This window comes from Flavobacterium subsaxonicum WB 4.1-42 = DSM 21790 (assembly GCF_000422725.1).
Classification (GTDB): domain Bacteria; phylum Bacteroidota; class Bacteroidia; order Flavobacteriales; family Flavobacteriaceae; genus Flavobacterium; species Flavobacterium subsaxonicum.
Window position 1 is genome coordinate 1 of record NZ_AUGP01000007.1, and the last position, 13,262, is coordinate 13,262.

The window sequence follows — 13,262 nt, forward strand, 5'->3', positions numbered from 1 at the left end:
ATCTAAAAAAGGGAACAGGTACTTAAGAAAAGCTATGTACCTGCCTGCATTGACAGCGGTAAAATGGGATGATACTTTTAGGGCCTTATATGCCCGGATCGTTGCAAAACAGGGAATTAAAATGAAAGGATTAGTAGCAGTACAACGAAAGCTGCTTGAAACTATATATGTGATCTTTAAACGAAAAGAAAACTATGATAAAAACTATGAAGAAAATAAGCAAAAAAATAGAGCGCAGATACAAATAGTATAAGGCTCTATACAGGATAGCTCAAGGCTTCCTAAGAATACAAAAATAGAAAAAATTATTATTTTTCTTGTAAATCAACACAGAATCTTCGGAGAGGGGCCGGGGGTGAGGACAATATCAACCGAATGAGGCTACTAATCTCTCCCTCGGAGAGAGGTCGACGGTAGGCCAACAACTTCATAAAATTCAAAAAAAATTAATATTTTAGCCATAGCAGAACAACCAAAACTATATAACAATGAAACGAGTAACAGGCATTGGCGGCATTTTTTTTAAATGCAGCGACCCGGCAAAAGTAAACGAATGGTATAAAACCCACCTGGGCTTAGACACAAGCCCTTACGGCGCAAAATTCGACTGGCAGGATGGTGGCGAAGCCGCAAACAAAGGCTATACGCTATGGAGCCCTTTCCCAGCTAACACTACCTATTTTGAACCGTCAGAAAAAGACTTTATGATTAATTTCAGGGTAGAAGATATAGTAGCACTTGTAGACGAACTAAAGAAAGAGGGCGTTACCATATTAGATGATATAGCCACGTACGATTACGGCAAGTTTGTACACATCCTGGATATAGAGGGCAACAAAATCGAATTATTTGAGCCTGCTACTGAAGAATAAACGGTAAAATAGTAGTGACTAAAACTCGAAACTAAAACCTTTTTTGGTCAGTTTTTCGTAAATTTTAGGGTCAAAAGCATACAGTTGCGCCGCGCGGTGCGATACATCCTGTTGTTTTTCGTCGAGTGGGTTAAGCAGTTTCATACGTAAAAATTTACGCCTGAAATTCGATTTATCCATCTCAACGGCAAGTATTTCTTCGTACAGCTTCATCAGTTCAAAAAGCGTGAACTTTTCGGGCAGCAGGTTAAACCCAATAGGTGCCTGGCGCACGCGGTTGCGAAGGTTTACAAGGCTGAATTCTAAAATTTCGTTGTGGTCGTAAATAAGGTTGGGTATATCGGCAATTTTATACCATTTGGCATCAGATGCCGTAAAACCAGCCTTAATATTATAATCTTCGCGCTTTACAAGGGCGTAGTAGCCAATAGTAATAACGCGCCCAAGTGGAAAACGATCGGGAGATCCAAACGCCTTAAGCTGTTCCAGGTAAATATCATCAAGGCCGGTAAGGTCGGCCAACAGCCTGTGGGCAGCGCCGTCTATGCTTTCCGATTTTTTAATCCAGCCACCGGGCAAACCCCATTCGCCTTTACGTATACCTTCAGCGTGCTCAATTAAAAGCACTTCAAGGCTGCCTTTATCAAAACCAAAAACAACGCAGTCAATTGTAATGGCGTTCATTACACTGCTTTCTACCTCTCTACCCGACTCTTTATCTATAAATTTTTTCAGCATGGCTACGATCAATCAACGAATATACTCAAATTTTGGGATTCTGAAAAAACATGAACCACTTATATGCGCTTAAACCACACTTTTTACTATTACAGCCACTTTTTTTTGTGTGAATAAAAAATATGCACTATACTTGTGGTCATATTTACCATAAGATAAAAACTGAATTATGAGCACAACAAAACAGGCCTATTTTAAGGCTGTAGACAAAATAAAATTTGAGGGCCGCGACAGCCAGAACCCAATGGCATTTAAATGGTATGATGAAAATCGCATCGTGGCGGGCAAACCGTTAAAAGAGCATTTTAAATTCGCGATGGCCTACTGGCATACGCTGTGTAATACCGGTGGCGACCCGTTTGGCCCCGGAACTGAAACCCATGAGTGGAACAGTAAAGACAGCGCTGTTGCCCGTGCTAAAGATAAAATGGATGCCGGTTTCGAATTTATGGAAAAACTGGGTATACCTTACTATTGTTTCCACGATGTGGATTTAGTAGATGAAGCTCCGACCTTAGAAGAGTTCGAAGAGCGCATACAAGCGGTGGTAGAATATGCCAAAGAAAAACAGAAAGAGACAGGCATTAAGTTACTTTGGGGAACGTCGAACCTTTTCAGTAACCCACGTTACATGAACGGTGCATCTACCAATCCTAATTTTGATGTGGTGGCTTATGCAGCTGCTCAGGCTAAGATTGCTATCGACGCTACGATTGCATTAGGTGGCGAGAATTACGTTTTTTGGGGTGGCCGCGAAGGTTACATGAGCTTATTAAATACCGATATGAAACGCGAGCAGGATCACCTGGCGCAGTTTTTAACTATCTGTCGCGATTACGCAAGGAGCAAAGGTTTTACAGGTAACTTCCTTATCGAGCCTAAGCCAATGGAACCGATGAAGCACCAGTACGATTTTGATGCGGCTACATGTATTGGCTTCCTAAACAAATACGGTTTACAAAACGATTTCAAGCTTAACTTAGAAGTGAATCACGCAACCCTTGCAGGACATACTTTTGAGCACGAAATGCAGGTAGCTGCAAGCGCAGGCCTTTTAGGCAGCCTTGACGCTAACCGTGGCGACTACCAGAATGGTTGGGATACCGACCAGTTCCCAATCGATATTTACGAGGTTACACAAGCCATGCTTGTTTTCCTTCAGGCAGGTGGCTTGCAGGGTGGTGGCATCAACTTTGATGCTAAAGTGCGCAGGAACTCCATCGACCTTGACGATAAATTTATTTCCCACATTAGTGGTATGGATATTTTTGCAAGAGGTCTTATCAGTGCCGACCACATCCTTAAAAATACCAACTACACCCAGCTTCGCGAAGAGCGCTATGCATCGTTTGACGGTGGCAAAGGTGCCGAGTTTGAAAAAGGCGGCTTAACGTTAGAAGACCTTAGTGCCTACGCACGTCAAAACGGCGAGCCTAAAGCCATTAGCGGCAAACAGGAATTGTTCGAACAGATAATTGCTAATGCTTACTAATAATATCAGTTAGCATCTTTTATAATTTTAAAGAGCTCCGGAAGAGCGGCATATCTTAATTAATATGTCGTTCTGCCGGAGCTCTTTTTTTATTGCTGTTTTTAATTCTACCTGCAGTGGCAGATGATGCACACTTACCATCTTGGCCTGTTTTCGGGTACGGGTGGTGCAACGCTCTTTAACTTAGTACGAATCTGGCTAAGGTCTCTAACCAGTGCCGGTATTTCTTCCCAGTTGTTTACTCTCTGGTGGTGGCTTTGGTTTACGTTATGAAAAGCCGTAAACATCAGCGCCTTACCTTTACAAAAATCAAGGTTCTTGCAGTGGTCGTCTATCAAAAAGTCGGTATCAATAATGCTCTTGTCTCCACAAAAAACAATGTTTCTCCAGCTAATAAATGGAAAGTGCTCTGCCAACCACTGGTGCTTTTCAAACAACGACTGCGGAAACTCCATCGCGGCCGATACTATGTAAATTTCAAAATCTCTGCTCAGTTCTTTCAATGCTTCTACCGCGCCTTCTATAACGGGCAGTGTCCTGAAAAATCCGGGCGTGTATAAAAACTCCCTTAATACCTGTTTTTCCGGAAATAATGTTTCTTCGGTACGGCCTTTAATCTCATCTCTGGTTAAAGTAATGCCGTATTTCGTTCGGTACCACTCTAATAATTGGCCTTCCACGTCGGCTATCACGCCGTCCATGTCAATTGCAATAGTTTTCAATTTTTTCATATTTCTGAGGTTTTGCTTTTATTTGCAACAAAGATAAATCATTTTGCAATAATCTGCAAAGTTTTGCAATATTTTGCAATATTAAATTTTTGTATCTTTGCGGTAAATTCTGCGTAATGGTAAAAGAAGAACGCTTACAGGCCATACTGGAGCAACTAACCCGGGACAATAAAGTACAGCTTAGCGAAATGAGCCGCCTGCTTAATGTATCTGAAGATACAATTAGGCGCGACATTAAGGAACTCGATATACAGGGGTTGCTAAAGGCCGTACGTGGTGGCGCAATTGCCAACTCTACCGTGCCGCACCATTACCGCGACAGGGAAAATTACGACCTGGGTCAGAAAAAGGTTATTGCCGATAAAGCCGTTCAGTTTTTAAAAGACGGACAGGTAGTATTTTTTGATGGAGGAACATCTGTTTTGGCATTAGCGCAAAGCCTGCCAAAAGACCTTAAAATTACGGTTGTTACCAATAGCTTTCCGGTAGCTAATGCCCTTGAAGACCACCCTAACGCCGAGGTTATTTTTGCCGGCGGAAGGCTTTACAAAACCGCTTTTACCACTATTGGCATGCAGACTATAGAGACTATAAGGAACATTCGTGCCAATGTATATTTTTTTGGGGTAAGCTCTATACACACCATTGGGCTTACTGCCAAAAGCTACGAAGACTCTGAGGTTAAGAAGAATATGGTAGAGATGTCATCGCAAATTATTGCGCTTTCTACGTTAGAAAAAGTAAATACCGCCGAGACCTATTATATATGTCCCGTTACCGATATTGACGTCATAATTACCGAAGCTGATCCTGACAGTCCTGAACTTAAGGCCTATAAAGATATGGGGATCAGGGTTGTGTAGTTTTTCTTTTTGTATTGAAATTAGCCACAGAGATGCACAGGGTGACTCTTAGACAATCTCCTCTCCTACTTTATAATAGCCTTTAGCTCCTGTCTGTATTGCGAGGCGCTCTTACCGGTAACCTCTTTAAACGATTTATTAAAATGGCTAAAGTTGTTAAAACCGCTCTCGTAGCTAACATCGGCAATACTAATGGGCTTCTCTGCTAAAAGTTTGCAGGCATGCACCACGCGGTACTCGTTTACAAAATGCACAAAGGTTTTGCGTGTCATTTTTTTAAAGTAGCGGCAAAAGGATGGTACCGTCATGCTGGCCCTTTCGGCAATATCTTCTAAAGCTATGGGTTCTTTAAAATTATCTTTTACATAATTAAACACCATATTAATACGGTCGTTATCCTGCACCTGGGTTTCGAGTGCGAAGCCTTCTGCGTTAAGCACTTTATAATCGGCTGCCTGCTCCAGGCCGTTAAGCACCTCTATCATGGTAAGCAGCCTTTCAAACGGAAGCTGTCCTGCCATAGCTTCCATCTTTTCGCCAAAGGCCTTGCGGGTATCAGGCCCAAAGGCAATACCGCCGCGGGCACGGGTAAACAGGCTTTGTATGTTTTTGGTTTCGGGCAATGCCATAAAAGCCTCACCTAAAAAATGGGGTTTCATTTGTATAACCACCTCATCTTTATTATTGGTAAGATCGTCGGTAAAACCACAATGCGGCAGGTTGGTGCCAATAAGTATCAGGTCGCCATCGGTATAATAAGATATATGGCTGCCAATTTGCCGCTTACCGGTACCACCGTTTACAAATACAAGCTCAACCTCTGGGTGGTAGTGCCACACGTGCGATCTTATATTAGCATTCTGCACATATTTGGCATACGTAAAAGAACTGCCAAAAGAAGGCTCGATACTTTCGAAACTTGGCTTTAAAGTTTTCATGTTTTTTAAACTTTTTACACTTCAAAATTAACCAATTTACACGGATATTTGCTCAATTTAACTAAAAAACGTTTTCGTAAAGTTAATATAGCATAGATATAAGAAAATATTGATGCGCAAACAACTGTAGTGTGTATGTAAATTAGCAGTATAAAATTTAGACAACCACTTAAAGGAAATAAATATGAAAAATGTAATGAAATTCGGGTTGGCACTTGCAATGATTTTTAGTGTTGCTACTGTGCAGGCAGGTAACGATTTTTCGGTTAATGCAAAAGAAGGCATGGGTAAAGTAATTAGCTTTACTATTAACGACACTAAAAGTGTACACGTTTCGATATACAACACAGACGGAGTAGTTATATTTGATGAAACCCCTAAAGGTAAAGACGGTAAAATTAGCAGGACTTACGACCTGACTGCTTTTCCTGACGGAACTTATTTCCTTGAAACTGAAACCGGTGCTAAAGTAGCACGCCACACTATTACCCTTTCTGGTAAAAGTGCTAAGGTTGAAGAAAAAACAGTTGCTGAAATTTACAAACCGGTTCTTGTTAACAAAAACGGCCTTGTAACAGTTAGCATCTTAAACGCAGAAAAATCGCCAATACAAATAAAAATGTATGATGACAACAACAACGAAGTTTACAGCGAAACTGTAACCGGAGAGCTTAGCCTTGCTAAGAAGTTTGACATCAACAAAACATCGGCAAAAAATTTCACGTTCGTAATGACTTACAACAACAAAACGTTTGTTGAAACCGTTGCAACGAGATAAAATGAGGTTTGGTTAGCAAAAAGGTCCGCTTTACAGCGGACCTTTTTCTTTTATATACAAGCGGTAATTTGCACTTATAAATTACCGATGATCTTATCCATAACCCAGTTGGTATGCGCCCCGGTTTTACCCGATGATGGATGCACTGCATTGCCCACCAAATGCTCGCGCATATTGCGCACGTGGTACAACTGTATGTTTTCCGGGTGCTCTATCACCATTTCTTTAGATCCCTCTGCATTTGTTAGCACAAGCGGAACCTCATCAAATACAGCAAATGTAATAGTGCCTTTGCTGCCGTAAATGGTTACTTTGTCTTCGCGCTCAAAAGCCCCAAAATTCCAGTTACCCGTACCTGTAACACCGTTGGTATGCAGCCAACTGGCCGCAGCAGCATCTTTAGCTGTATACAGCCCCTGCTGATTAAGGCTTACGCCCGAAACCTGGGTAACATCTCCAAAAAAGTAAATAAACAGGTCGAGCCCGTGGCTGGCCAAATCTTCAAAATAGCCTCCCGTGGCAATTTTGGCATCAGTACGCCAGTTATAGTCTCCCGCAAGATCTACCGGCGATGGTGTCTTGGTTAAGTGCCAGTTTATATGCCTTACAGCACCAATTTGCCCCTCGTCTATCCAGTTTTTAACCTGCAAAAAACGTGGTAGCGACCTCCTGTAATACGCCACAAACAACGGCACCTGGGCGGCTTCAAAAGCTTCTACTATATCTACACATTCTTGGTAGGTTGGCGCCATAGGTTTTTCTATACAGCAGGGCTTACCGGCCTGAGCGGCTTTAAGCGCGTAGAGCTTATGCGTATCGGGCGGGGTAGCAATGTATATGGCATCAATTTCGGGATCATTTATAAGGACATCGGCATCGCTGTAATGCTTTTCTACATGGTGCCTTTGTGCATAATCAGCAGCTTTTGCGGCATCGCGGCGCATAACGGCCTTTAGCTCAAAACCATCTGTTTTTTGGTAGGCAGGGCCACTCTTGCGCTCGGTTACATCGCCACAGCCAATAATGCCCCAGCGTATAATTTCAGGATATTTTTCCATTTAATACTTCAGTTTGGTTGCCCTAAATGTAGCCAATTTTAGCAAAAGAGTAGCTAAAAATAATATTGCAAAAAATTGCAGGCCATGCAATATGTTGCAAAATATTTTGATGCATGCTGCAAAATATGGCACAGAATGTTTACTAAAAATTATTTTAAGGTTATCTTATCGCACAAGCATCAAAAAATACTCATAGAAAATAATTCAATAATTTCAGGCCTTTGCAATTCATTCATAACAAAATGTACCTTATAAATAAACTTACCGCAATAGTTAACATAATTTTAATAAAAACAGTGCTAAGAGCAACTTAAACAAACACCAATTTGTAATTTTAAGGCGAAATCTTATTCTTTTTCTTTGTGAAAAAAGTACTGTTCGCCATACTAACCTTGCTGCTGCCCTACCTGGCTATGCCCCAAAACATAAGGCATTTGTCGGGTAATGATGGCCTGCCCCAGTCTTTTGTATCGGGGCTCGTGCAGGATAACGATGGCTTTATGTGGATAAGTACCCGCAATGGGCTTTCGCGATACGATGGTACACAGTTTAAAGTATTTCAGCACAAGCCGGGCGATGTTAACTCGTTAGCATCTAACGTTATTACCGATATTAAAAAGGGCTACCATAACGACTTGTGGATAAAATATGAATCGGGAGAGTTTGATGTTTTCAACTTTAAAACCGGTAAAATAAACCATGTGCTTTCGCACGATTTTTTACGTAAAAACCCGGTCAATATTTTAATTCGCGGGTGGAACATTGCTGCCGATAATACCGTGTGGTATATAACACGGTCGGGCACACTGCACAGCTTTAAATGCCCCAATAATAAAAACAAATTTGTAAAAAACACCTTCGCCTTTAAGGACGACACCCTGCGAGGCCTTATGACCGACAGCAAAAAGCGGCTTTGGGTGCTGAGCCAAAAAAGCATTAGCCTATATAACACGGCCTCTAAAAAGTTTGTGCATTATAAAATTCCGTACAAAATGGATTTTAATGACGACCTCGATTTTGGCGATGACATTCCGGATGTGCACGAACGCGCCAATGGCGAACTTATGTGGACCGACACCCAAAACCTGTTTTTTTACAGTACGCAAACCAACACGTTTAGAACGCTACACCTGCCCTACACCTTAAACTACAGCATTAAGTGGATTAATACCGGCCCTGATGGTAAGGAGTATTTTACCGCCAACAACACCATTTACAGTTATGATGATGCTAACGGACTAAAAGTAAGAAGCCAGACAGGCATAAAGAATTTTCAGGAAACGCAGGCCTTTCTGGTAGACCGCTACGGCCTTATATGGGTGGGCGCCAATACCGATGGCATCTATCAAATAGACCTTACGGCCCATTTTAATGCTTTTACGTACAGGAAAGATTTTGCTGCCGACCTTTTTACTAATGAGTTTGGTGTAGATGTAACTGCTTTTTTTGGTTGGGATGTGGGCAATAAAAAAGGTTACCTGCCCCCTGCGTATTACCTGCGGTCGGAAACTAAAAACAACACCCTGTGGATAGCCCTTATGCGTACCGTTTGCTATTACGACAACTCAAAAAAGCAATTAGTTAAGCTACCACCCCTGCCGCAAAGCACTGCAAGCAACTTTGCGCCCATTAAGGGCATAACCATAACAAAGCAGGGCAATCCGTTAGTAATAGACTTGCAGGGATACTCCTTTTTATATAATGCAACGTCTAAAACGTGGCAGTCGTTCTTTTCACTCAGGGATGCTTTTAAACAGGATATCCAGCCGCACGATATGTATGCCGATGCCAACACCGCCTGGATAAGCACCGAATCAAGCGGATTGATTTCCATTGACCTTAATACCAAAAAAGCACAGCGGGTTGTAAAAACAAATTCATCACATTCGCTGCCCACCAACGATTTACTGGGCATAGCACAGGACGTTAATCACGCCGACCTGCTTTGGATAGGTAGCCAGCAGGGGCTTATCTGCTTCAGCAAAAAAACATTAAAAAGCACTGTATTTTCTATAGAACAGGGCCTGCCCGATAATATAACCTACTCTATACTGCCCGATAAGGCCGGGTATTTATGGCTGGGCACCAACAAGGGGCTGTGCCGGTTTAGTACCACAACCCATAAGCAACGCACGTTTACCGTTGCCTACGGGTTGCCCGGTAACGAGTTTAACCGTTTCCACAATATGGCGCTGACCAATGGGCAAATGGCCTTTGGCGGCATGGACGGCTGGATATTGTTTGACCCTGCCTCTATTAAAGATGAGAATTTTAATCCGCCCGTTGCCATAACAGGATTAAAAATCAATAATAACCCTCTTGCCGGCACCAACAATCCAGAGATTTCCTTAAACGCCCTCACAGTTCTAAACCTGCCCCATACCGAAAATTCCATTGCTATAGAATATGCCGGCCTTCAGTTTAACCAACCCCAGGATATAGCCTATCGTTACCGCCTGGAGGGTTATGATAACAACTGGATCATGGCAGGCAACAACCGCGAGGCTGTGTACACTAAGATTCCACCCGGCAGGTACAAGTTGTGCATTAATGCCAACAGCATGGGCAAATGGAGCAACAAGATAAAAAGCATCAGCATTATTATTTCGCCCCCGTGGTACAATACCTGGTGGGCGCGCCTGCTCTATGTTACGGCCGCCGCATTGCTAACCGTTACCTTTATTAATTACAGTATCAGGCAGGCCGTTATTAAACGCGAAATGGTATTACAGGAAAAAGAAACCCAGCAACTGCGCGACCTCGATGCGATGAAAACCCGCTTTTTCTCGAATATTACACACGAACTCCGCACACCGCTAACGCTGATACTGGGTCCGGCAGAGCAATTAAAACAGGTAAAAGACACCGAAAATCATAACCGCCTGCTCTCTATCATTATAAAAAATGCAGGCAATTTGCTTAACCTTACCAATCAGCTGCTGGATATGGCCAAGCTGGAAGCCAAAGCCATGAAGCCGCAAATGGTAAGCGGCGACCTTGTTCTTGCCATTAAAAGCATAACCGACACGTTTAGCGAAGAAGCCATTGCCAAAAACAATACGCTAACCCTTACCGCTCCTGAAAAAGCCGACTACGTTTTCTCTCCCGAAATGCTGGAGCGCATACTGGTTAACCTTATTTCCAACGCGCTTAAATTCAGCCGACCGGAGGGGTACGTTAACGTTGAGCTTGCAATGGCCGAAGGCGGGATAACACTTTTGGTAAAAGATACCGGCATTGGCATACCACAACATAAGTTGCCTTTTGTTTTCGACCGCTTTTACCAGGAAGATAAAAACGCCTACGCAACCGGTACAGGCATAGGGCTATCGCTTGTAAAAGAACTGGCAGAATTGCAAGGCGGTACCGTAACGGCCCAAAGCAACCTTAACGATGTATGGACTACCGTGTTTACGGTATTTTTGCCGTATCAGGAACGTATAGCCACCAATGCCCTGGCTAAAGCCGAATATGAACAAACGGAAAATCTGCTACCCGAAAACCTGACTACCGAAAAACCTTTGGTATTAGTGGTTGAAGATAACCGCGAACTGGCCGATTTTATTATAGATAACCTTGCGCCCCACTACCGCATTGCATACGCTAAAAATGGCAGCCAGGGCGTAACGCAGGCACTTAAAACCATACCCGACCTTATTGTTAGCGATGTGCTTATGGATGGCATGGATGGTTTTGAGATGTGTACCATCTTAAAAAAAGATATTAACACCAGTCACATACCCATTATTCTACTTACGGCTAAGGCTGATATAGAGAGCAAGCTGGAGGGCTTATCCTACGGTGCCGATGATTACATTACCAAACCTTTTAATGTGCCCGAACTGCTGCTGCGCATTAACAACAACCTCGAACTGCAAAGGCGTCACCGTGAATTTATTTACAAAGAACTTAAGGTACTGCCCGAAAAAGGTGCCGAAGAAAAAGACCTTGCCGCCAACGATGCTTTTATTAAAAGAGTATACGACACCCTGGAGCCGCATCTCGATGATGATGCCTTTGGTGTAGAAGAACTGGTAGCGGCACTGCACATGAGCCGCACCAGCCTGCACCGTAAAGTTAAAGCCCTTAGCGGCTTAAGCACTGGCGAACTTATTAAAGCCTATCGCTTAAAACGCGCCGTAGAGCTATTGCAGGAAGACCTCAACATATCTGAAGTAGCCTATAAAACCGGCTTTGGCAGTCCGGCTTATTTTACGCGCTGTTTCAGGGAGTTATACGGCATTACACCCTCAGAATTCATTAAAAAACCCGTAATCTGAAACGTGGTTTATAGCATTTGAAACAGGATTTATATAGTTAACATGCCCAAATGGTTAGGTTTACCAAATCTATTACCATTAAATCTTAACTATATTTTTATGAAAAAAATTACTTTGCCTTACAATGCACACCAATCTTTTGCCTTGATAAAAAAGGCCGCAAAAGTAGTCTGTTTTTGTACGGGAATACTGCTTTCGGGCACAGCCACTGCCCAGGAATTTCCTAACACTTTAAATGTGTTTAACGAAGTATTGTTTTACGATGGCTATGCCCAGACCGTAACCGAACCGGTTCCCGATGGTGTTATCAGGCACAGTAATGCATCGTACGCTAAAATGATAACGGCAGAGCAACTGGCTAATTTTGGCAACCAGCTTACCATGAATATTACCATTAAGGCTGCCTGCGATAATTACGACAGGATAGGTAACGCCAACATTGCACTGGTTCCTAAAAACTCAACATCATATATTCACAATGAGGTAGAGCGCATAGAAATTGGCCGTTACATTACCCCTTTTATGAATAAAAATGTAATGCCAGACGAGGTTTCTTATTCGTACCAGATAGACAACGTTGCCCAGATATTTAAAGACCCTGCCCTTACAGAGTTGTACGACTTCTGGATAGAGCTGGAGGTTTTTGGTGTTCCGTATGCGGCTAATACGCAGGTGGCAGGTTGCGCCGGCAGGAGCGATGTGTTTTTCGGATCATTAGAATTTGTATCTGATAATGCATCAACGTCAACCTTTGGCGAAAACTTTATGATGCCCCTGTCTTTTCAATATGAAATGAGAGATTATACACTGGATGGCACCGATGTGTTAGGCGAAACCGTAAGGACAATCAATTTTACGTTAGAAGAAGATTTGCCTAATGCAAAATTCCATTTAATTACCTCTAACCACGGTGCGGGCACCAATGGCGAAGAATATGTAAGGAGATGGCATTATGTGTATTTAGATGGTGTAGAAGTGTCGAGCTACAGGCCGGGCGGTGTATCATGTGTGCCGTTTAGCCAGTACAACACCCAGTCTAATTGCATTTACACCAACTGCGCCAATGGTGTACCCCTACCCGATACTAACAGCGCATGGAGCTGGAATAACTGGTGCCCGGGCGATAAAATTCCTAACCGCACAATAGACCTTGGCAATCTGGCTGCCGGAGACCACAGTTTTAAGATAGATGTGCCTGCCGCTGTTTTTTATGGCGATGATGGCCACTTTCCTATGTCAGTTTACCTACAGGGCTACACCGAAACACTTTCTACAAAAAGTGTAAGCATGGCTAATGTTAGCATTTTCCCTAACCCGGTAACCAATAACCTGACTATCGATGCAAAGGGGCTGGAAGTTAAAAATATTACAGTAACCAACCTTACCGGCCAGACGGTATTAACAGGCACTTCTAACAACGTAGACTGCTCTCAGCTTGCTGCCGGCGTATACTTAGTTCACGCTGTTTTTAGCAACAACGAAACCTTTGTTAAAAAAATCATCAAGTACTAA

11 protein-coding genes are annotated in these 13,262 nt (G+C 42.8%); 7 read left to right on the forward strand and 4 right to left on the reverse strand.

Features of this window, described 5'->3' with window-relative positions:
• On the forward strand, positions 1-253 hold a 253-nt coding region (locus G509_RS21290), incomplete at its 5' end, for a transposase (protein WP_026991208.1).
• A gap of 235 nt (positions 254-488) precedes the next feature.
• Positions 489-872, forward strand: coding sequence for a VOC family protein (locus G509_RS0101980; RefSeq protein ID WP_026989994.1), 384 nt, complete (start codon positions 489-491; stop codon positions 870-872).
• 18 nt (positions 873-890) lie between these two features.
• Here the strand turns inward: G509_RS0101980 and G509_RS0101985 are convergent, their stop codons facing one another.
• Positions 891-1,610, reverse strand: coding sequence for an NUDIX hydrolase (locus G509_RS0101985; protein ID WP_026989995.1), 720 nt, complete (start codon positions 1,608-1,610; stop codon positions 891-893).
• A gap of 169 nt (positions 1,611-1,779) precedes the next feature.
• Between G509_RS0101985 and xylA the strand changes: the two genes are divergently transcribed.
• Positions 1,780-3,102, forward strand: coding sequence for a xylose isomerase (xylA, locus tag G509_RS0101990; protein WP_026989996.1), 1,323 nt, complete (start codon positions 1,780-1,782; stop codon positions 3,100-3,102).
• Positions 3,103-3,236: 134 nt separating this feature from the next.
• On the opposite strand, the gene G509_RS0101995 is transcribed toward xylA, so the two are convergent.
• Positions 3,237-3,833 carry a 5' nucleotidase, NT5C type gene (locus G509_RS0101995; protein WP_026989997.1) on the reverse strand — a complete coding sequence of 199 codons (597 nt, stop codon included), beginning with the start codon at positions 3,831-3,833 and terminating at the stop codon, positions 3,237-3,239.
• A gap of 116 nt (positions 3,834-3,949) precedes the next feature.
• Here G509_RS0101995 and G509_RS0102000 point away from each other — a divergent pair, with 116 nt between their 5' ends.
• A complete protein-coding gene (locus G509_RS0102000) occupies positions 3,950-4,696 on the forward strand; it encodes a DeoR/GlpR family DNA-binding transcription regulator (RefSeq protein ID WP_026989998.1) in 747 nt (248 codons plus the stop codon).
• A 65-nt stretch (positions 4,697-4,761) separates the two neighbouring features.
• Here G509_RS0102000 and G509_RS0102005 read toward each other — a convergent pair whose 3' ends face one another.
• Positions 4,762-5,634 carry an AraC family transcriptional regulator gene (locus G509_RS0102005; RefSeq protein ID WP_026989999.1) on the reverse strand — a complete coding sequence of 291 codons (873 nt, stop codon included), beginning with the start codon at positions 5,632-5,634 and terminating at the stop codon, positions 4,762-4,764.
• 184 nt (positions 5,635-5,818) lie between these two features.
• Between G509_RS0102005 and G509_RS22695 the strand changes: the two genes are divergently transcribed.
• Positions 5,819-6,412 carry a T9SS type A sorting domain-containing protein gene (locus tag G509_RS22695; protein WP_051199894.1) on the forward strand — a complete coding sequence of 198 codons (594 nt, stop codon included), beginning with the start codon at positions 5,819-5,821 and terminating at the stop codon, positions 6,410-6,412.
• Between the two features lie 74 nt (positions 6,413-6,486).
• Here the strand turns inward: G509_RS22695 and G509_RS0102015 are convergent, their stop codons facing one another.
• A complete protein-coding gene (locus G509_RS0102015) occupies positions 6,487-7,470 on the reverse strand; it encodes a Gfo/Idh/MocA family protein (RefSeq protein WP_026990000.1) in 984 nt (327 codons plus the stop codon).
• A gap of 362 nt (positions 7,471-7,832) precedes the next feature.
• Here G509_RS0102015 and G509_RS0102025 point away from each other — a divergent pair, with 362 nt between their 5' ends.
• Together G509_RS0102025 and G509_RS21300 are read left to right on the forward strand one after the other, a co-directional pair.
• Positions 7,833-11,750: a hybrid sensor histidine kinase/response regulator transcription factor gene (locus G509_RS0102025; protein WP_026990001.1), complete on the forward strand. Its 3,918-nt coding sequence runs from the start codon at positions 7,833-7,835 to the stop codon at positions 11,748-11,750.
• Positions 11,751-11,849: 99 nt separating this feature from the next.
• Positions 11,850-13,262 (forward strand): peptide-N-glycosidase F-related protein, encoded by a 1,413-nt coding sequence (locus G509_RS21300; protein ID WP_051199896.1) that lies wholly within the window; start codon positions 11,850-11,852, stop codon positions 13,260-13,262.